At 64.1% G+C, this 17,885-nt stretch carries 23 protein-coding genes; 7 read left to right on the top strand and 16 right to left on the bottom strand.

What is annotated here, in order from left to right; genetic code table 11:
- The first annotated feature begins 316 nt into the window (after window positions 1-316).
- Entirely contained in the window at window positions 317-1,213 is an 897-nt protein-coding gene (locus tag RX331_RS20720) for a DMT family transporter (RefSeq protein ID WP_317251770.1), read from the top strand.
- A gap of 184 nt (window positions 1,214-1,397) precedes the next feature.
- Window positions 1,398-2,462 (top strand): ketopantoate reductase family protein, encoded by a 1,065-nt coding sequence (locus tag RX331_RS20715; protein WP_317251769.1) that lies wholly within the window; start codon window positions 1,398-1,400, stop codon window positions 2,460-2,462.
- 134 nt (window positions 2,463-2,596) lie between these two features.
- Here RX331_RS20715 and RX331_RS20710 read toward each other — a convergent pair whose 3' ends face one another.
- The 5 genes from RX331_RS20710 to RX331_RS20690 all read right to left on the bottom strand — a co-directional run bounded on the left by RX331_RS20710 (window position 2,597) and on the right by RX331_RS20690 (window position 6,269).
- Window positions 2,597-2,890 (bottom strand): type II toxin-antitoxin system RelE/ParE family toxin, encoded by a 294-nt coding sequence (locus RX331_RS20710; RefSeq protein WP_317251768.1) that lies wholly within the window; start codon window positions 2,888-2,890, stop codon window positions 2,597-2,599.
- Window positions 2,887-3,117 (bottom strand): hypothetical protein, encoded by a 231-nt coding sequence (locus RX331_RS20705; RefSeq protein WP_317251767.1) that lies wholly within the window; start codon window positions 3,115-3,117, stop codon window positions 2,887-2,889. The genes RX331_RS20710 and RX331_RS20705 overlap by 4 nt, the downstream gene beginning before the upstream one ends.
- Window positions 3,118-3,185: 68 nt before the next feature.
- Window positions 3,186-3,524: an HNH endonuclease signature motif containing protein gene (locus RX331_RS20700; RefSeq protein ID WP_317251766.1), complete on the bottom strand. Its 339-nt coding sequence runs from the start codon at window positions 3,522-3,524 to the stop codon at window positions 3,186-3,188.
- Window positions 3,525-3,620: 96 nt separating this feature from the next.
- Window positions 3,621-5,855 (bottom strand): CHASE3 domain-containing protein, encoded by a 2,235-nt coding sequence (locus tag RX331_RS20695; protein ID WP_317251765.1) that lies wholly within the window; start codon window positions 5,853-5,855, stop codon window positions 3,621-3,623.
- A 9-nt stretch (window positions 5,856-5,864) separates the two neighbouring features.
- Window positions 5,865-6,269 carry a response regulator gene (locus RX331_RS20690; protein ID WP_317251764.1) on the bottom strand — a complete coding sequence of 135 codons (405 nt, stop codon included), beginning with the start codon at window positions 6,267-6,269 and terminating at the stop codon, window positions 5,865-5,867.
- Window positions 6,270-6,549: 280 nt separating this feature from the next.
- On the opposite strand from RX331_RS20690, the gene RX331_RS20685 reads away from it, so the two are divergent.
- Window positions 6,550-7,347 carry a DMT family transporter gene (locus RX331_RS20685; protein ID WP_317251763.1) on the top strand — a complete coding sequence of 266 codons (798 nt, stop codon included), beginning with the start codon at window positions 6,550-6,552 and terminating at the stop codon, window positions 7,345-7,347.
- A 61-nt stretch (window positions 7,348-7,408) separates the two neighbouring features.
- Here the strand turns inward: RX331_RS20685 and RX331_RS38865 are convergent, their stop codons facing one another.
- Together RX331_RS38865 and RX331_RS38860 are read right to left on the bottom strand one after the other, a co-directional pair.
- Window positions 7,409-7,780 carry a BA14K family protein gene (locus RX331_RS38865; protein ID WP_410707917.1) on the bottom strand — a complete coding sequence of 124 codons (372 nt, stop codon included), beginning with the start codon at window positions 7,778-7,780 and terminating at the stop codon, window positions 7,409-7,411.
- Window positions 7,781-7,815: 35 nt separating this feature from the next.
- Window positions 7,816-7,950, bottom strand: coding sequence for a hypothetical protein (locus tag RX331_RS38860; protein ID WP_410707915.1), 135 nt, complete (start codon window positions 7,948-7,950; stop codon window positions 7,816-7,818).
- A gap of 379 nt (window positions 7,951-8,329) precedes the next feature.
- On the opposite strand from RX331_RS38860, the gene RX331_RS20675 reads away from it, so the two are divergent.
- Complete coding sequence (locus RX331_RS20675) at window positions 8,330-8,740, top strand: NADH:ubiquinone oxidoreductase subunit NDUFA12 (RefSeq protein ID WP_317251761.1); 411 nt, start codon at window positions 8,330-8,332, stop codon at window positions 8,738-8,740.
- A 498-nt stretch (window positions 8,741-9,238) separates the two neighbouring features.
- On the opposite strand, the gene RX331_RS20670 is transcribed toward RX331_RS20675, so the two are convergent.
- Entirely contained in the window at window positions 9,239-9,940 is a 702-nt protein-coding gene (locus tag RX331_RS20670; RefSeq protein ID WP_317251760.1) for a DJ-1/PfpI family protein, read from the bottom strand.
- 131 nt (window positions 9,941-10,071) lie between these two features.
- On the opposite strand from RX331_RS20670, the gene RX331_RS20665 reads away from it, so the two are divergent.
- From RX331_RS20665 to RX331_RS20660, 3 genes are all read left to right on the top strand, one after another.
- Window positions 10,072-11,010, top strand: a complete 939-nt coding sequence (locus RX331_RS20665; RefSeq protein WP_317251759.1) for a GlxA family transcriptional regulator — start codon at window positions 10,072-10,074, stop codon at window positions 11,008-11,010.
- Between the two features lie 121 nt (window positions 11,011-11,131).
- Window positions 11,132-11,218 (top strand): Lrp/AsnC ligand binding domain-containing protein, encoded by an 87-nt coding sequence (locus tag RX331_RS38855; RefSeq protein ID WP_410708299.1) that lies wholly within the window; start codon window positions 11,132-11,134, stop codon window positions 11,216-11,218.
- 31 nt (window positions 11,219-11,249) lie between these two features.
- Window positions 11,250-11,540: a Bug family tripartite tricarboxylate transporter substrate binding protein gene (locus RX331_RS20660; protein WP_410708298.1), complete on the top strand. Its 291-nt coding sequence runs from the start codon at window positions 11,250-11,252 to the stop codon at window positions 11,538-11,540.
- A gap of 82 nt (window positions 11,541-11,622) precedes the next feature.
- On the opposite strand, the gene RX331_RS20655 is transcribed toward RX331_RS20660, so the two are convergent.
- From RX331_RS20655 to RX331_RS20620, 8 genes are all read right to left on the bottom strand, one after another.
- Window positions 11,623-12,132, bottom strand: coding sequence for a hypothetical protein (locus tag RX331_RS20655; RefSeq protein ID WP_317251757.1), 510 nt, complete (start codon window positions 12,130-12,132; stop codon window positions 11,623-11,625).
- Window positions 12,133-12,237: 105 nt separating this feature from the next.
- A complete protein-coding gene (locus tag RX331_RS20650) occupies window positions 12,238-12,648 on the bottom strand; it encodes an endonuclease/exonuclease/phosphatase family protein (protein ID WP_317251756.1) in 411 nt (136 codons plus the stop codon).
- On the bottom strand, window positions 12,639-13,073 hold the full coding sequence (locus tag RX331_RS20645; protein ID WP_317251755.1) for an endonuclease/exonuclease/phosphatase family protein: 435 nt from the start codon (window positions 13,071-13,073) through the stop codon (window positions 12,639-12,641). Before RX331_RS20645 ends, RX331_RS20650 begins: the two co-directional genes overlap by 10 nt.
- Window positions 13,074-13,177: 104 nt before the next feature.
- Window positions 13,178-14,062, bottom strand: coding sequence for a hypothetical protein (locus tag RX331_RS20640; protein ID WP_317251754.1), 885 nt, complete (start codon window positions 14,060-14,062; stop codon window positions 13,178-13,180).
- A 175-nt stretch (window positions 14,063-14,237) separates the two neighbouring features.
- Window positions 14,238-14,534, bottom strand: coding sequence for a hypothetical protein (locus tag RX331_RS20635; protein WP_317251753.1), 297 nt, complete (start codon window positions 14,532-14,534; stop codon window positions 14,238-14,240).
- A gap of 184 nt (window positions 14,535-14,718) precedes the next feature.
- Window positions 14,719-15,939, bottom strand: a complete 1,221-nt coding sequence (locus RX331_RS20630; protein WP_317251752.1) for an SLC13 family permease — start codon at window positions 15,937-15,939, stop codon at window positions 14,719-14,721.
- A gap of 59 nt (window positions 15,940-15,998) precedes the next feature.
- Complete coding sequence (locus tag RX331_RS20625) at window positions 15,999-16,946, bottom strand: alpha/beta hydrolase (protein ID WP_317251751.1); 948 nt, start codon at window positions 16,944-16,946, stop codon at window positions 15,999-16,001.
- 110 nt (window positions 16,947-17,056) lie between these two features.
- Window positions 17,057-17,836: an SDR family oxidoreductase gene (locus tag RX331_RS20620; protein WP_317251750.1), complete on the bottom strand. Its 780-nt coding sequence runs from the start codon at window positions 17,834-17,836 to the stop codon at window positions 17,057-17,059.
- Window positions 17,837-17,885: the final 49 nt, after the last annotated feature.

Below are 17,885 nucleotides of genomic sequence, written 5' to 3'. Positions count from 1 at the left end.
GACTAGTACGAGTTCCTGAATCAAATACTAAATATGGTGGAAAGGGTGGGAAAACAGGGGTCGGTGCCGCGCCTGTGATGGTGCCAAGTATCGGTGAGTCCACAAGGAATCCCAAGACAAAAAAATTGCTCGTCCCCTGTGGAGGGAGGCTTCGCCCGCTGTTCACAGGGCAGGTATTTTTTGGCGCCAAGGGATTGCCTTGCAAAGACTCACGTACGGCTACGGGCAGGGGAGGTCTGGCATGTCCGCGCGTCCGTGGCGGTTGCTGCGGATACGCGGCATGGTGCGGGCCTGATTCCATCCCTTGCCGGGCTCCATGACAGAATCAAAACCGACCGCGCCGGCGCGGATTGCGCCGGCCGGGCTGATGTTCCTCGCCATCACCTCGGTGGGCTGGGGGTTCAATTGGCCCGTCACAAAATTCCTGCTGAGCGAACTGCCGCCGCTGACCCTGCGGGGCTCGACCGGGGTGATCGGGGCGGCGCTGCTGGCCGCCCTGGCGCTGGCGCGCGCGCAGAGTCTGAAGGTCGAGCGGCATTTGTGGCCGCGGCTGATGCTGTCGGCGCTGCTCAACGTCACGGGGTGGATGGTGCTGATGGGGCTGGCGCTCTTGTGGCTACCGGCGAGCGAGACCGCGCTGATCGCCTACACCATGCCGGTCTGGGCCTCGCTCTTGGCCTGGCCGGTGCTCGGCGAGCGGCCGACCGTCTTGCGCACCGTCGCGCTGGTGATGGCATTCGCCGGCCTCGCCGCCATCATGGGCGGTAACGGCATCACGGCCACGACGGAAAAGCTGCCGGGCATCGTGATGGCGCTCGCCGGCGCATTCGGCTTTGCGCTCGGCACGGTGCTGGCCAAGAAATTGCCGGTGCCGCTGCCGCCGATCCCGGCTGCGGCCTGGCAGATCGGGCTGGGATGTTTTCCAATCGTCATCATCGGCCTCGTCTTCGAGACCACGCATATCGAGAAGGTGACGACGCTCGGCTGGTGGCTGCTGATCTATTCGACCGTGATCCAGTTCTGCATCGCCTATGTCAGCTGGTTCGCCGCGCTCGCCCGCCTGCCGGCATCAGTGGCGGCGATCGGCACCATGGCCGTGCCGGTCATCGGCGTCGTGGCGTCGGCGATCGCGCTTGGCGAGCCGCTCGGGCTGGTCCAGATCGTGGCGCTCGTGTTCACGCTGGCGGGGGTGGTGCTGGCGACAAGGTCGTGAGCGCCAATAAAAGGAAATCTCTCCGCATCGTCATGCCCGGGACAAGCCCGGCCACGAGGGAGAGAGGGGAAGCCCTCCTATCCAATTGTAATCCTTCCCGCTTTGCAGTACGCATCGGGGCGGAAAGTTCTGGTATAATGGGTGCCAGGCCTGACGGCCCGGCTTGATAGGTGAAAGAGAGAGTATGGCGCACAACATTCTGATCCTCGGGGCCTCCTATGGCTCGCTGCTGGGGACCAAGCTTTTGATGGCCGGTCACAACGTGACCCTGGTGTGCCGGAAGAAGACGGCCGAGCTCATCAACCGCGACGGCACCGAGGTCCGTATCAAGCTGCGCGACGAGGCGGTGCACCGTGCGATCTTCTCGCGCGATTTGCCGGGCAAGCTCGATGCGGTGACGCCGCAGGACGTCGACATCGCCCGCTACGATCTGGTCGGCTTGGCGATGCAGGAGCCGCAATACACCAACCACACGATCCGCGTGCTGATGATCAAGATCGCCGCGGCGGGGTTGCCCTGCCTGTCGATCATGAACATGCCGCCGCTGCCGTACCTCAAGCGGATCCCGGCGCTGGCGGACATGGATCTCGAGGAGGCCTACACCAACGCCCGGGTCTGGGAGCGCTTCAAGCCGGGGCTGGTGTCGCTGTGCTCGCCCGATCCGCAGGCCTTCCGTCCGCCGGAAGAGGCGGCGAACGTGCTGCATGTCGGCCTGCCCACCAACTTCAAGGCCGCCGCTTTCGAGAACGAGAAGCACAACAAGCTCCTGCGCGAACTGGAAGCATCGATCGACGCGGTGACGCTCGACGGCCACGATGTGCCGGTGAAGCTGAAGGTATTCGACTCTCTGTTCGTGCCGCTGGCCAAATGGTCGATGCTGCTGACCGGCAATTACCGCTGCATCACTCCGCACGAGCCGCAATCCATCCGCGACGCCGTGCACGGCGACCTCAAGCTGTCGCAGTCGATCTACGAGCATGTCGACGGCATCGCCCGCCGTCTCGGCGCCGATCCGGCCGACCAGGTGCCGTTCGGCAAATACGCCAAGGCGGCGGAAAGCCTGCTCAAGCCGTCCTCGGCGGCCCGCGCGGTCGCCGCCGGCGCACCGTTCATCGAGCGCGTCGATCTGCTCGTGAAGTTGATCTCGCACCAGCTCGGCGTGCCCAGCGCCGAGATCGACCGCACGGTCGACACCGTCGATCAGAAGCTGAACGAGAAGATCGTTGCGGGCGGATCAGGGGCGCAGTAGCGGGGGGCGGTCGGCCCCGAGTTCGAATTGCCACGGTGTATTGAGGATTAGCGCTCGTTCGCCGCGATGATTTGGTTTCCAACTTTGTGAGGCTGTGACGGATAGGTTCTTCCTGAGTTCGGCTGCATCGAGATTTACTCCGATCGCATCTCCTCGGGAGGTTCGCGTGCGCCGTGTCGCGCAGCGTGAATAACAATCTCATTATCGGTTATTTCGTAGAAGATGAGACATGGGTAGGGTCTCGCGATCATGCGCCGAATGGTAGGATCGTCTGTCGCTGCGCCAGCCAGCGGATAGAGCGGCAGCAGATCGATGACTGCTCGAATTCGAGCGTGAACGCGCGCGGCTCCTTGTGGAGAGCGATCTGCGAGGTAGTCTAAAATCAACGTAAGGTCGGTAAGCGCAGGAAGTGTGTAGCGCAACCTCATAGGCCGTGTTTGGCCCATACGGCACGCACCTGTTCGTCAGTTGCGAACTCACCCCGCTCGGCAGCAGCTTTGGAGCGCGCAATCGCCTCTCGCTCGTCCGGAGAAAGCGCCACCGGTCCAGCAAGATCAGAGCCCGCAAGGCGCATAATGGCCCGGGCGATATCATCCTGCTCGGCCGACGGCAGGCGACGCACGGCCTCCACAGCCTCATCGAGGAGCTTTGTCATGGCCATAATATACGATGTAGACGGGTCTAAGTCGAGCGAACGCGATGATCAGCGGCCAGGGCCGCGGCTCACCCCTCTATCCCAAGCTGCTTCACCAGTTCCGGAACAAGCTGTCTGAGCTTACCGTGACTGAGCATCGGTGACGCCGCGATGGCGGCGAGCCGGCGTTCGACCTCGGGCCATTGGTTGGTCTCGCGCGGGTCGGTGTCGCCCTTGGCGAGGTTGCAGGGGTAGCAGGCCAGCACGCGGTTGCTTCGGCCGTTCGGGCCGCCCTTCGAGAGTGGGATGAAATGGTCGATGCTGGCCTTGATCTTGCCGCCCGTCTTGCACCGGGACAGGCCAACGTCGCAATAGGCGCATCGTCCGGCCCAGTCGAAAAAGAGGCGCTTGTAGATCACGTCGGCCATCCGTCCTGGCTCTTCCCGCGAATCCTGTGGTTCAACGACTCACTTATCCATACATCAAGGAGACATCGAAAACGACGACGCGCGGCGCCGCCGTGCTCACGCGGACAGCGCGCGGCGGACCATGTTGGCCAGCTGTGACTTGCGGTACGGCTTGGTCAGCAGCAGCACGCCGGCATCGAGCCGGCCCTGGTGCACGATCGCGTTATCGGTATAGCCTGATGTGTACAGCACCTTGACGCCGGGGCGGCGCTTGATCGCTTCGTCAGCGAGTTGCCGGCCGGTCATGCCGCCGGGCATGATCACGTCGGTGAACAAGAGGTCGAACGGCTTGTCGTCGGCGATCAGCGCCATCGCCGCCGGCCCGTTGGCGGCAGCGACCGTCCGATAGCCGAGGCTCTGCAACTGCGCGATGACGAAGTTGCGCACCAGCGCGTCGTCTTCCACCACCAATATGGTCTCGTTGCCATGTGGCAGCGCCGCGGCCGCGGCCGGGGCAGCCTCGATCTCGCCGCGGGCCGGGGGCAGATAGAGCTTGATCGTGGTGCCGTGGCCGACCTCGCTATAGATCCGGATATGCCCGCCGGATTGCTTGACGAAGCCGTAGACCATGCTCAGCCCGAGGCCCGAGCCCTTGCCGACCTCCTTGGTGGTGAAGAACGGCTCGAACACCTTGTCCAGCACCTCCTGCGACATGCCCGCGCCATTGTCGCTGACCGCGAGCATGACGTAGGGGCCGGGCTTCACGCCCGGGTTGGCCTGCGCATACGCCTCGTCGAGCACGACGTTGCGCGTCTCCAGCAGCAGCTTGCCGCCGTTCGGCATCGCGTCGCGGGCGTTGATCGCCATGTTGAGCAGGGAGTTGGCGAGCTGCGAGGCGTCGATATGGGCAACCGCCACCTCCTGCTCGAGGATCGAGTTGACCTCGATCTGCTCGCCAAGGGTCGGGCGAAGCAGTTTTGCAATATCGACGACGGTGGCGTTGATGTCGACATTGCGCGGCTGCAGCGGCTGGCGGCGGGCGAAGGCGAGCAGATGCTGGATCAGCTCGCTGCAGCGTTCCGCCGCCTGGTCGATCAGTTCGGCGGTCTTCTGTAGTTCCGGCTCGTGGGCAAGGCCGGCGACCAGCGTCTCGGTCGTGCCGGTGATGACGGTGAGCATGTTGTTGAAGTCATGCGCGACGCCGCCGGTGAGCTTGCCGATCGCGTCGAGCTTTTGCGATTGCAGCAGCTTGTGCTCGGTTTCGCGCGAGGCGGTGGCATCATGGTAGACCAGCGCCGCGCCGCTGATCGCGCCCGAGCTGTCGCGCAGCGGCCGGCCGCTGATGATGAGATGAACGGGCGGATTGCCGCTGACCGGGCGCACCACCATTTCGCTGGCATCGAAGGTTTCGCCACGCAGCGCGCGCGAGGCCGGCATGTCCTCGACCTTCAGCGGCGTGATCCCGTCGGCTTGGAAAACCGTGCTGAGCGAACGCAGCAGTTCGACCGTCATGCCCGGCCGGAAGCGCAGCATCTTTTGGGCCGCCGGATTAGAGAGCAGGACCTCTCCCTTGGTGTCGATGACAAGCACGGCCTCCGCCATGCTGTGAAAGGTGCTGCGCAGGACGGCGGCCGAAAGACGAAGTTCATCATGCGCGGCGACCAGGTGCTCGGTGCGTTCGGCGACCGCTTTCTCCAGCGCCTCGTTGGTTGCCTGGGTGGCGCTGAGCGAATCCTGCAGTTCCCGGCGAGAACGGCGGGCCGCCAGCGTCAGAACGGTCGCCAGGATCAGGATTAGCAGGACCCCGGCGAGATCGATCGCCAGCAGGACTAGCCCGCTGGTTTCGGACTCGGCGCGCCTGGCAAAAAGCAGCCGGCGCTCTTCTGCTACCGCCTTCGCCAGGTTTGCCCCGATCGTCGCGGTCGCCTCGCGATCTTCCTGGCTGACGAGCGCTGCGACACCGGCGCTGTCTCCGGCATTCCGTAGCCTGATCAACTCGCCATTGACGGCAATCTGACGCTCCACCAGCGCCTTGGTCTGTTCGATCAACTCCTTTTCGGTGGCATTATCCTTGACGGCGTCGATCAGCAGCGCCAGCGCTGGCAGGATGGCGTCGCTGGCCTCGTGATATTCGCGAGCGAATTCCTGATTTCCGGTCAGTGCGAAGGCGCGCGCAGCGCTTTCCGCCCGCTGCAGCATCGGGCGCATATCGGAGAGCTTGCTGAGAATTCCGAGCGCGCGGTCGACGGTAGCGGAGTCGGCCCGAGACTTGAGGTCCAATCCAATCGAGGCAGCGCCGATAACAAGGAGGATCGCAAGACCAATTCCGAGAATGATACGCTGCGAGGGCATTGCAAATCGTTATTTCGAGTGGCGCGCGGATGCTTCTGGTTTGGTGATGCATTGATTGACCGAGGTCAACAGCGCGTCGGGCGTGAACGGCTTGCGCAGACAGCATGCCGCGCCGAGCTCGATGGTCATGCGCAGGAAATCCGGTGCACGTTCGGTATTGGCAAAGGCGTAGCCGGACATGGCGACGATCGGTATGTCCGGCTTGCGCTCGTGGAACATCCGGATCGACTCGAAGCCGCGCATATGCGGCATGAACACGTCGATCAGCATGACGTCAAAAACGGCGGTTTCGAGCGCGCGCATTCCTGCCTCACCACTGTCGGCGACGGTGACCTCGAAACCCTTGCGCGTCAGACAGACCTCGATGGCGACGCAGACCATCGGGTCGTCATCGACCACGAGAACGCGCGGCACGATGCTTCCTTCCTTGGGCGGCGGACGGACAGGTCGCACATCCCATGTGACGATTAAGTCGAAACGCCGACAGGTCGTCTGTAAGATAGAGTGCACATAAAAGTTGCCGAGGGCAATTCCGTTTCGCTGTATCAGAACGAGAACAACGATAACAAATGTATTTCCGGTTCCGGATCTAAGCCTGCGATGACACCGATCAATGACACGGGGCGGCCGTCGCCGCTCGGGCTCATCCTGCTTGCGATTACGTCGGTGGGGTGGGGCCTCAATTTCCCGATTTATGAAACTTTTACTGACCGAATGGCCGCCTTTGTCGTCGCGGGGCCTGGCCGGTGTTGCCGGTGCCACGGCGCTGGCGCTCGTCGCGCTGGTGCGGAAGCAAAAATTGAGCGTGCCGCGGCCGATGTGGTCGCGGCTGCTGCTGGTCTCCATGCTGTCGATCAGCGGCTGGGTTGCATTCATGGGGCTCGCGCTGCTGTGGCTTAGTGCCGGCGAGGCCGCGGTGCTTGGCATATCGATCCCGGTCTGGGTGGCATTTTTGGCATGGCCGATCCTGGGTGAGCGGCTGTCGCCGCTTCGCGCCGTCTCGCTGATGATAGCGCTGGCCGGCATCGTCGTGCTGATCGGCGGCAATGGTTTCGAGGCCTCAATCGAAAAACTGCCGGGCGTTGCGCTGGCGTTGGCGGGCGCGATCGGCGTCGGCCTCGGCACCGTGCTGACCAAACATTTTCCGCTCAAGATGCCGCCGCTGGCGCTGGCCGCCTGGCAGGTCGGGCTCGGCTGCCTGCCGGTCGCGCTCGTCGGCCTTGTGGTCGAGCAGCCGCAACTGGCGGCACTGTCGTGGGTCGGCTGGGCCGCGCTCCTCAATATGACGCTGATCCAGTTCTGCCTCTGTTACGTCTGCTGGTTTGCGGCGCTGGAACGGCTGCCGGCGGCCACGGCTTCGATCGGAACCTTGCTGGTCCCCGTCGTCGGCGTGCTTGCGGCGGCCGCGATGCTGCGTGAGCCGCTCGGCCTGCGCGAGATCGCGGCACTGACGATCACGCTTGGCGGCGTCGCGGTGGCGCTGCGGTCCTGATTCCAAAAATGAAAAGGGCGGCGCACCGAGATGCGCCGCCCTTCTAACTCACGATATTGTGTTACTGCGCCGGGCAGGGGTGACGCTGGCCGTCATAGCCGAGATACGTTCCCGATGCCGGGTCATAGGATTTGTACCGGCGCATGCAGTAGGCGACGGCATCATCACCGACCGGAGGCGCCGCGGCGACCACCGTATCGTCGTAATAATAGGGGTCGTCGTAATAGTAGTTATTGCCGTAATAGCCGTAGGCTGAACCAATTCCGGCGCCGATCGCGAAGCCCGGCCAGAACCCGCCATGGTGATGATGGCGACCACCATGCCAGCCACCACCAGACCAATTGCCGCGGCCAGACCAATTTCCGCCACCTGCTACGACGCCTCCTCCAGCGCCCGGGCGAACGCCCGGTGACGCGACAGGGGCTCCGGCCATTCCACCGCCTCTGATCCCAGCGCCGCCACCGGCCGCTACGGCGGGGCCACCACCTCTAAAACCGCCACCTGCACCGATTGCCGCACCACCGCCGCCGCCGCCTCTGCCGCCGCCACCGCCGATAGCCGCGCCACCACCGCCACCACCACCACCGACAGCTGCGCCGCCACCGCCGCCGCGGGCGCCCATACCTTGCGCCTCAGCGGCGTTGAAGCTTGGTGCGGCGAGCGGCAAGACAAGCGCTATCGCTGCCGCTGTACTCAAAACCTTAAGACTGATCATTGTCGGCTCCATTTGCGGGAATACAGGGGCCTAACCCCATCGCGGGATGGTGGTTCCCAGGCCCGTACATTCATTGCCTGCCACCTTCAGCCTGCCGGATCGGAACTGTATCCGGCATGAACGGATTGCGCCGATTCCGCGGCCATGGCGCTGCTATCGGGCGGGGCAAAATCCGCGCGGCAAGGCAGGAATATCAGCCTTTGTCTGGACAATCCGGCCCTCGGATGGCATCAGAGCGGCACGTTATTCTCGAACCGGCCGAGTCCCATGAAGCAGTTTTTGCTGAAGTTTTTCACCTGGTGGAACGGCCAGACGTTCGGCACGCAATTGTGGACCTGGCGATTTGGCGAACTGGTCGGCGAGGACGAGCAGGGCAACCGCTACTATCGCACCAAGGGCCGCAAGATCGATCCGACGCTCGGCTTCGAGCGGCGCTGGGTGATCTATAATGGCTATGCCGAGGCGAGCCGCGTGCCGCCGTCATGGCATGGCTGGCTGCATCACGTCGTCGATCTCCCGCCCACCGAGACCAGCTACACGCCGCGCGAATGGGAAAAGCCGCATCAGCCGAACCTGACCGGTACGCAAGCGGCCTACCGCCCGTCCGGTTCGACGCTGGCCAGCGGCCGCCGTCCGCAGGCGACCGGGGACTACCAGGCCTGGACGCCGGGAAGCTGACGCAATCGTCATTGCTGCGGTTCATCGCTGCCGAAGGCGTGGCGGCGTCCGTTGCATGCGCTTCGGCTTACAACCATCCCTGTGAATAACGGGATCAGCGGGGACATCCGCGGCCGCCTTCTTGTGCCTTCCGCGCTGTCGCGGCTTAATGAAGCCATCTTACGGAGATGGGAAACCATCGCGTCGGTGTCGGGCTCCAGTCGCGACTGCCCCGATTTGCAGCGGTCACCGAGTAGGACACGGCCGGGAGATAGGCCCCTGGTGCGGAGGTTCTGAAATCGCCCGCTAATGTGTGACTGCCGTAGGACAGGAAAGGCCGCTTGGGCAACCAGGCGGCCTTTTTCTTGTGTCCCGGTTTCATGTCCCGGACACGGTGCCGCGTGCAACGCTGCTCCGCAGAGCCGGGACCCAGCAGAACCGTAGGTCCCTGCGGATCGGCACTTCGTGCCGCGTCCGGGACACGAACGTTCCGTGCCGATGTTTAACGAACTCTCGGTATCACCCCAGCCGCGCCGCGGCGCGGTCGATCATCTCGGTGCGGCGGGCCTGCGCCTGCGCGATCCGCTCCCTCATAATGGCCAGCACTTCCGGCGGCGCGGTGTCGGGCGAGCCGGAATTGAATGGCGGCGCCGGATTGTATTCGAGGCGGAGCTGGATCGCTTCCGCCGTCCGCTGGTCGCGCAGGAGCGAGACCAGCGTCAGCGCGAAATCAATGCCGGCGGTGACGCCGCCGCCGGTGACGCGGTTGCGGTCGACGCAGACCCGCGTCTTGGTCGGGATCGCGCCGAAGGCGCTCAGGAAATCCATCGCCGTCCAGTGCGTCGCCGCGCGATAGCCCTTCAGGAGGCCGGCGGCGCCGAGCACAAGCGAGCCCGTGCAGACCGAAGTGATGTATTTCGCAGCCGGCGCCTGCCTGCGTAGAAAGGCCAGCATCTCCTCGTCGTTGATCATGTCATCCGTGCCGAATCCGCCGGGCACGCAGATGACGTCGAGCTGCGGGCAGTCGGCGAAGGTCGTGGTCGGCGTCAGCACCAGCACGGAATCGCTGGTGACCGGCTCGATGCGCTTCCAGATCAGATGCACGGTGGCGCCGGGCAGGCTGGAGAACACCTGCAACGGCCCGGTGAAGTCGAGCTGGGTGACGCGCGGGAACAGCACGAGACCGATTTGCAGCGGCGTCGGCGTTGGCGATGCGGACATCGTGACCTCCGGAAAATTTGCCTTGACGGAACGCATCCTGCCATGGTCGCCTCATGTCCGAAACGGCATATTTCCCTCATTTTAGGACATCGGCCAAAGATCCGGCCGGAGCTCAACACAGGATCAGCACGATGATCGGCGTTCTCATCTTTCCGGATTTCCAGTTGCTCGATGCGGCCGGGCCGATCTCGGCCTTCGAGATCGCGGCGCGCTATGCCACCGGCGCGCCAGCGATCAGGGTTCTGGCGGTCACGCCGGGCCCGGTGCGCTCGTCGTCGGGCGTCGAAATCGTGGCGAGAGGATTGAAATCGGCGGCGGCGATCACGACGCTGATCGTCACGGGCGGTGAGGGCGTGCGCGAGGCGGCAAGGTGCGAGAAGACGCTCGGCTTCGTGCGCGCGGTCGCACGGCGCGGCATCCGCATCGCCAGCGTCTGCTCCGGCGCCTATGTGCTGGCGGAAGCCGGCCTGCTCGACGGCCGCCGCGCCACCACGCATTGGCAGCGCACGCGGCATTTCGTGAAGACTTATCCGCAGGTGAGACTGGAGCCGGACCGCATCTTCGTGCGCGACGGCGACGTCTGGACCTCGGCCGGGATTTCGGCCGGCATCGACCTTTCGCTCGCGATGATCGCGGAAGATTATGGCGAGGAGATCGCGCAGAACACCGCCAAGCAACTCGTGCTGTACCACCGCCGCAGCGGCGGGCAGTCGCAATTCTCCTCGCTGCTGGAATTGAAGGCGCCGAACGGCCGCTTCGGGCCGCTGCTCGCCTGGGCGCGCGAAAATCTCGACGCGCCGCTGACGGTCGAGGATCTCGCCGAGCAGGCCGGCATGAGCTCGCGGCATTTCACCCGCGCCTTCATGGCGGAGACCGGCACCACGCCGTCCAAGGCGGTGGAGCGGCTCCGCATCGAGGTAGCGCGGCAGCGCGTGCAGTCCTCCAGTGAGGCAATCGAGCGCGTCGCGCAGACCACCGGCTTTCGCGATCCGGAGCGGATGCGCCGCGCCTTCATCCGAGCCTTCGGCCAGCCGCCGCAATCGCTGCGCCGCGCAGCGCGGGCAGGGTAGGCCGGCAAGAGCCGGGATTCGAGCTTATGATTTCACCTTGATGTAGCTGGTTGGGACGTCAGCTTCTGCGCGATAATGCGAGCGACGCCGTCGGGCCGCGTGGCTGCAGGCATTCCGCCGGGTGATCGCCGATATCCCCGAGATTGTCGAAGCCTGGCGGCTCACTGGAGAAGCCGACTATCTCCTGCGCACGCGATGGACGAGTTGACGTCGAAACGTACGATGCGGTCTACCAGCGGATGATCAAGCGGCTGGAATTCTCCGACGACGTCGCCGAATCCGGCATGAAGGGTTTCGATTTCGCCTCCTGGTACGGGTTGTGGGCGCCGAAGGGTCTTCCCGCTGATCTGGTGACGAAGATTCAAGGCGAGGTGGCGAAAATCGTGGAGCGGCCGGACCTCAAGGAAAGGCTCGGGGTGCTCGGCTTCGAACCGATCGGCTCCACGCCGGATTACTTCGCCAAATACATCAAGGACGAGATGACGAAATACGAGCAGATCGTCAAGGACGCCAACATCAAAGCCGAATGACGGCAGCAAGAGCCTGATGGCCTCATGCGGATCGCGCAGCTGACATCGTCGTCGCGCGATGCGAGCAGGGTGGGCGGATGTGCTATCTGCGGAAATCCACCCGGCCTTGCGAGAAGTAGCCGTCGACTCGCCGGTAGTTCACGACAAGGCCGACCCAGGGCACGGTGATCTCCGGATTGTTCAGGTTGATGTACTTGCCAACCAGCCGGTGCGCGCCTTCGCGCCGCGCCTCGATCAGGCCGCGGCGCTTGCCCGAATCCCAATCGAACAGCAGGTAGACGCGGTCGCCGACGATCCGCGCTTCGCCGAGGCCCTGCTTCCAGTTGTCCGGCGTATCGCCCGGCATGGTCGGGTCCGCGGCGCCTTTCCAGCGGCTGGACCACTGACCCTCGATCGAACCGCGCGGATAGCTGCCGCCGCTGCTCCACGGCGTCGCATTTTCGTCGGTCGACAATTCTTCCGGCATCGTGGTGCGGGCGAACCGCATCACGTCGTCGTCCTCGGGATGCGGAACGTCCATGACGCCGAACGGATTGCGGCAGACAGCATCATTGTCGGATGCCAAGTATAGTGTGGCGCGTTCGGATTTCATGGATGACTCCAGCTGCGATGGTGTTGCCGTTGAATGACTGGAATCGCAGGTTGGAAGGGTGGCGGCCACCCGATTTCCGCGAGGAACCGTAAGCCGCACAATGGTTCAGGACGTGGCGCCGATTTCGAGATCAGCAACGACGCCGAAATGATCGCTGAGCCAGACGCCGTCCACCGGCCGGTCGAAGGCCAGCGAAACGGTCTGAACTTCACAAATTGCCTTGGGATGAGCGTCCCAAGAGCCGACGAATATATAATCGACGCGGCGGCGATGATGCGGCTGGCGGACGATCGCGCCGATCTCCGATTTCGCGTTCGGATTGTCGACGCTCCAGGTATGGCCCGGGCCCTCGCCGGCGACCTCCCACGCGTCGTGATACCTGACGCTGCGTCCGCTGAGCGATTGCAATCCCCTTAGGTAGCGAATGCTGGCTGCGTCCGGCGTCGCGTTGAAATCGCCGGCGATGATGCTGGGAAGCGTCCGGCGGTGGCGCGCATCGAGATCGGTCAGCGCCACCGTCTGACGCTCTCGGGCCGCTTCCGCCGATAGCCGCCACGACGTTGTTGTGGCGATGAACAGAAGCTCGCCTGCGCCGGCAACGACACCGTGACCGCCAGCGAGCACCAGGGGATGTCGCTTGCATCCGACATGCGCAGGTCCAGCACCTCTTCGACGCGATGCGGCCATCGCGTCGCGACAGCATTTCCGCCGAAGCGATCGGCATGAGGCGGCGCGCTGCGCAGAATGTCGGCCTGATGCGTCCCGTGCAGTCCGGTGTCGTGGATCAGTTCGTCGAGCTGCGACCGCTCCGGCGATTGGACGACCTCCTGGAACGATACCAGATCGGGCGCGAGCTTGCGCAGTTCGCGGTTGATCAGGCCGGTTCGTTTCGGGTCACCTTGCCGGTTCCAGACGTTGAACGTGACAACGCGTAGCCGCATGGCCTGCTATCCGGTTTCAGGAATGAACCCAGACAACGTTTCGCGGAGGGGTTTGGTTCAGCACTGGCTCGCAATCCGGCGCCCCGTGAGCGAGCGCCTATCGCTCAGGCAACGTCGGCTTGTGCGCTCGGCTGTTCCTCTGCCAGCAGGGCATCGAGATCGACGAGCTGCGGATCGTCGTCCTGCGGTTCGCCATTCTGGCCGGCACTGCCGTGAAGATGCATCAGCGTCTGCACGCGACGGGCGTTGAGATGGTCGACATGCTGATGCTGCAGCGCTACCGCCAGCAGCGCCTTCGGCAGCCCGACCAGCGCGAAGGCCGGAGCCTTACGCACCTCCTCTCCCTCGCGCCAACGCAGGGGATGCAGCGTGTAGATCAATTGCCGGTCGATCTCTGCCGATGCGGTCTGCCCGGCTTCGGCGAGCGCGATGCTGGCAAGGTTGGCGTTGCCGGCGCGGGTGCGTACCGCAGCCGAGCGTAGCTCCCAGCAGATCAGGTCGGTCGCGGCGCGGACTTCGCTGCGTACCGCATCTATGCTGCTCGAGAATCGGGTGGCCTCCGGTATCGACAGCGTGCTCGTGGTGACGGCCTCGACCAGCGAAGTCGCCCCGGCTTCGAATCCAGGCGCGGCCCGTTCGATCGCGGTTGCCATCGCTTCGATCTGGTCGGCCAGCGCGTCGCGGTCGCGCTGCGCCTTGGCGTCGGCGAGGGCGCGCTCGGCGGAGGCGACCTGATCGTCGACTTCGACCAATTCGGCGCGCAGCGTCTTGGCGCGGTCTTCAACCGTGCGCATGCTGGCTTCGGCGCGATCGAGCCGGGAATTATTGGCACCGGCGACCGCCAACTGTTCGGCAGCCGCGCGCTTTTCAGCAAGTTCCGCCTCGGTGACGCTGAGCCGATCGGCCAGCTTCTGCCGCGCGGAGAGTTTCTCTTTCAGCGCGACCTCGAAGCGCTCGATCGGGCTGAGTTCGCGCTTGAAAAATAACATGGCGGTTCCTCGCGAGGTTGCGGCCATCCGCCAGAATCACCTGGCAGATTCGGTTGCGTGCCAGAACTAGTGCGAAACTTGGATAACATTGCGGCCTGAGTCGGACCAGTTGCGACGACCGGGATAAACCGGCCGTCGCAGATACCGTGGGCAGTCGTGATCCGTGCGGTGCGAATCAGTGCCGCTTCAGGAAGATGCGCGAGCTCTGGATGTTCTGCGCGGCGTGGATGCGGGCGCGCTCCAGCGGGGTGATGACGCCTCCGCTGGCGAGCGCCTTGTTCTTCATGTTCTGGACGCGCATCTGGCCCTTTTGGAGCTTCAGCGCGTCGTTGAAGTTCAGGTCGCCCTGCTGGATGCCCTTGAAGATACGATGCTGCTGGGCGTTCTGGCGCGCGTCGATCAACGGCGTTGCGGCGAAGCCCGAGGCCGTGGTCACGGCCAGAACCAGCGAAGCAAGAATAATAGTCCTCATCACAATTCTCCTTTGCGTTGCTGCCCGCGGCGGCGACGACACCATGTCGGCGCTCAGTCCCGCGAACCCGCAAAGGATGCGTGAGGCGGGCCCAAACGAATGCGCGTGCCGTCACGAAATCACGTTGAATTACAAAGGTTTAATGGCCATGAAGATGAATGGATCTTCAGAATTGAACGTGGCCTTAGAGCGGCCTGTCGGGATGCCAGCCGAGCACCGCCAGCATCACGAAAAATCCGGCGACATAGGCTGCTACCACCGGCCAGCCTTGGGCGATCCAGTGGCCGACCGACTTCGCCTCCGGGTACATGTTCGATAGCGCGACGCCCGCCGACGATCCGAACCAGATCATCGATCCGCCGAAGCCGACCGCATAGGCGAGATAGCCCCAGTCGTAGCCGCCCTGTTTCAGCGCGAGCGCGGTGAGGGGGATGTTGTCGAATACGGCGGAGACGAAGCCGAGACCGAGCGCGGTCGGCCATGATGCGGCCGGCAGCTTTTCGACCGGCATCAGCGAGGCGGCGGCGACGAGCGAGAGCAGGAAGATCGTGCCCTTGAAGGTTTCCGGCATCACCTTCCAGTCCGGCGCGCGCAGTCCCGCTGTCAACAGGATAGCCGCCCAGACGGCGATGCCGAGCACCGGAACGGTATCCAGCAGCGCAGGAAATTTCAGGTTTGCGGTGACGTTGGCCACGAGCGCTGCGAGGAGAATGACTGCGACGATGAATACCCGGGTCGGGTCAATGCTCAGGCCCTTTGCCGCATCTTTCTGAATCGGCGAATAACGCTGCTGCTGGATGGACGCCGGGATTGCAAAAACCAGCATCGCAACGACCGCGGCGATGTAGGCTTCGACGACGCTGAGCGGACTGACGCCGGCAATCCACATCATGGTGGTGGTGGTGTCGCCGACGACGCTGCCCGATCCGCCGGCGTTCGAGGCCGCGACGATCGCGGCGAGATAGCCGATGTGAACCTTGCCGCGGAACACGTGCCGCGCCACGGTGCCGCCGATCAGGGCGGCGGCGATGTTGTCCAGGAAGCTCGACAATACGAACACCAGAACCAGCAGCAGGACGCCGCCCTTCCAGTCGTCGGGCAGCAGCGCCGGCATCTCGTCCGGTATCCGGCTCTCCTCGAAGTGCCGGGACAGCAGCGCGAACCCCATCAGCAGCAGGAACAGGTTGGCAAGCGTGACCCATTCATGCGCCATGTGATGGCCGAAGCCGCCGAGGCCCGTGCCGTATTTAAAGCCGGTGAAGATCAGCTTGTAGATGACGATCGCTGCAAGGCCGGTCAGCGCGACCTGCAGCGTCTTGTGATGGAACAGTGCGACGCCGAGCAGCGTCAGTGCAAACAGGACGAAATCGACGGGTATGCCGAATACAAGGATTGGTTCGATCACAGCGGCCTCAAACACACGCTGGAGACATTCACGAATTCACGCAAGAGCGGCAATCTGCATCATTTCAGTGTCTTGAGCCAATCGGCGATTTCGCTGACCGCGACATTGGCCTGCTGCAGCAATTTGCCCATGGTGAAGAAGCCGTGGAACTGGCCGGGGAAGTGCCGGTAGGTCACGGGCACGCCGGCTTCCTTCAGCCGGGCGGCATATTCGGCGCCTTCGTCGCGCAGGGGATCAGCCCCCGCGGTCAAGACATAGGCGGGCGGCAAGCCTGCGAGCGTTTTGGCGCGCAAAGGCGAGGCTTTCCAGTGATCGATGTCGGCGGTGCTGCTCAGATAATGATTGCAGAACCATTTGATGACGGAGTGCGTCAGCAGGATGCTGGTCTCCGGCTCGCTGTGCGAGGGGTGCTTCATCGCGAAGTCGGTGGCGGGATAGACCAGCACCTGGCCGGCGAGCTTTGGGCCGTCGCCGTCGCGCGCGGCCAACGCCACCACGGCGGCGAGATTGCCGCCGGCGCTGTCGCCGCCGACCAGCAGATGTCCGGCGTCGATGCCGAGCTGGCCGGCGTTGGCGGCAATCCATTTCGCCGCGGTAATGGCGTCATCGGCGGCGGCGGGAAATTTGTGCTCGGGTGCCAGGCGGTAGTCGACCGAGATAACGATCAGTTCGCCCTCATGGGCCAGCTTCTGGCAGACCACTTCGTGGGTATCGAGATCGCCGATCACCCAGCCGCCGCCGTGAAAGAACACCAGGCACGGCGCGATGCCGTTATTCTTGCGCAGCGTCTTCGGCGTGTAGATGCGCGCGGCAAGCGCGCCGTGCGGCGCGGGAATATCGATCGGCGTGGTCGATTCAAGCGTGGGCGGCTCGGGGTTCATGACGACACGGGCGGCCCGATAGTACTCGCGCGCTTCCGGTGCGCTCAGCGTCTCATAGGCGGGACGACCTGCTTCCTGGAAGGCCTTGTAGATGGCGGCGGCATCGGGATCGAGCGTGACGGGCATGAGACCTCTCGTTTTAGGTTGTCATTCCGGGGCGCATCGGAGATGCGAACCCGGAATCTCGAGGTTCCGGGTTCAATGCTTCGCTTCGCCCCGGAACGACGAGTGTGGGGTTAAGCAGCAGTCCGGCCGCCGTCGACCGTGTAGGCGGATCCTGACACGTAGCTCGCTTCATCCGAGGCGAGGAACGCCACGATGGAGGCGACTTCGGAGGCCCGACCGAGCCGCCGCGCCGGAATCCGGTCGACGATCTTGTCGATCGGCGGCGGCTCGTTACCGGGATTGCGGCCCTGCAGAATCGTGCTCAGCATCCGGCTGTCGATCAGGCCGGGGCAGACGCAGTTCACCCGCACGCCGGTGCCAGTGCATTCCCAGGCGGCGCTCTTGGTCAGGCCGATCACGGCATGCTTGCTGGCGCTGTAGACCGCGATCATCGGCGATCCGATCAGGCCGGCGATGGAGGCGGTGTTGATGATGCTGCCCTTGTTTTGCTTCAGCATCACCGGCAGTACGTGCCTCATGCCGAGGAAGACGCCGACCACGTTGACGTCGAGCACGCGGCGAAAGCTCTCCAGCGAATATTCCGGGATCGGCTTGATGTCGCCCTCGATGCCGGCGTTGTTGTAGAAGACGTCGATGGTGCCGAACCTGTCGACGGCAGCGCGGACATATTCCGCGACGTCTTCTTCCCGGGTGACGTCGGCCGTGATCGCGAGCGCTTCGGCGGAGGCGGGCAGGCCGCTGATGGCGGCCTTGAGGTCGTCTTCGCGGCGGTCGACTGCGACAATCCGCGCGCCACGTTCGGCGAGCAGGCGCATGGTCGCGGTTCCAATGACTCCGGCGGCGCCGGTCACGACGGCAACCCGGCCATCGAGGCGAATTCGATCGGGCATAGCTTAAGGTTTCCTCTGGCTCGTCCGGTTGTCCCGGATTTTGATGGTT

This window comes from Bradyrhizobium sp. BWA-3-5 (genome assembly GCF_032917985.1).
Lineage (GTDB): Bacteria > Pseudomonadota > Alphaproteobacteria > Rhizobiales > Xanthobacteraceae > Bradyrhizobium.
Note: the sequence above shows the minus strand (reverse complement) of the source record. Positions and strands in the feature narration are given on the sequence as shown.

What these genes read in the sequence shown, in the direction of transcription:
- RX331_RS20695 (WP_317251765.1), bottom strand. Translation starts at nt 5,855, where the DNA reads ATGCCCTCGCAGCGTATCATTCTCGGAATTGGTCTTGCGATCCTCCTT.
- RX331_RS20625 (WP_317251751.1), bottom strand. Translation starts at nt 16,946, where the DNA reads ATGCCCGTCACGCTCGATCCCGATGCCGCCGCCATCTACAAGGCCTTC.
- RX331_RS20720 (WP_317251770.1), top strand. Translation starts at nt 317, where the DNA reads ATGACAGAATCAAAACCGACCGCGCCGGCGCGGATTGCGCCGGCCGGG.
- RX331_RS20655 (WP_317251757.1), bottom strand. Translation starts at nt 12,132, where the DNA reads ATGAAATCCGAACGCGCCACACTATACTTGGCATCCGACAATGATGCT.
- RX331_RS20705 (WP_317251767.1), bottom strand. Translation starts at nt 3,117, where the DNA reads ATGACAAAGCTCCTCGATGAGGCTGTGGAGGCCGTGCGTCGCCTGCCG.
- RX331_RS20645 (WP_317251755.1), bottom strand. Translation starts at nt 13,073, where the DNA reads ATGCGGCTACGCGTTGTCACGTTCAACGTCTGGAACCGGCAAGGTGAC.
- RX331_RS38865 (WP_410707917.1), bottom strand. Translation starts at nt 7,780, where the DNA reads ATGGCCGGAGCCCCTGTCGCGTCACCGGGCGTTCGCCCGGGCGCTGGA.
- RX331_RS20670 (WP_317251760.1), bottom strand. Translation starts at nt 9,940, where the DNA reads ATGTCCGCATCGCCAACGCCGACGCCGCTGCAAATCGGTCTCGTGCTG.
- RX331_RS20635 (WP_317251753.1), bottom strand. Translation starts at nt 14,534, where the DNA reads ATGAGGACTATTATTCTTGCTTCGCTGGTTCTGGCCGTGACCACGGCC.
- RX331_RS20710 (WP_317251768.1), bottom strand. Translation starts at nt 2,890, where the DNA reads ATGAGGTTGCGCTACACACTTCCTGCGCTTACCGACCTTACGTTGATT.
- RX331_RS20620 (WP_317251750.1), bottom strand. Translation starts at nt 17,836, where the DNA reads ATGCCCGATCGAATTCGCCTCGATGGCCGGGTTGCCGTCGTGACCGGC.
- RX331_RS20675 (WP_317251761.1), top strand. Translation starts at nt 8,330, where the DNA reads ATGAAGCAGTTTTTGCTGAAGTTTTTCACCTGGTGGAACGGCCAGACG.
- RX331_RS20665 (WP_317251759.1), top strand. Translation starts at nt 10,072, where the DNA reads ATGATCGGCGTTCTCATCTTTCCGGATTTCCAGTTGCTCGATGCGGCC.
- RX331_RS20660 (WP_410708298.1), top strand. Translation starts at nt 11,250, where the DNA reads ATGATCAAGCGGCTGGAATTCTCCGACGACGTCGCCGAATCCGGCATG.
- RX331_RS20640 (WP_317251754.1), bottom strand. Translation starts at nt 14,062, where the DNA reads ATGTTATTTTTCAAGCGCGAACTCAGCCCGATCGAGCGCTTCGAGGTC.
- RX331_RS20700 (WP_317251766.1), bottom strand. Translation starts at nt 3,524, where the DNA reads ATGGCCGACGTGATCTACAAGCGCCTCTTTTTCGACTGGGCCGGACGA.
- RX331_RS20685 (WP_317251763.1), top strand. Translation starts at nt 6,550, where the DNA reads ATGAAACTTTTACTGACCGAATGGCCGCCTTTGTCGTCGCGGGGCCTG.
- RX331_RS20715 (WP_317251769.1), top strand. Translation starts at nt 1,398, where the DNA reads ATGGCGCACAACATTCTGATCCTCGGGGCCTCCTATGGCTCGCTGCTG.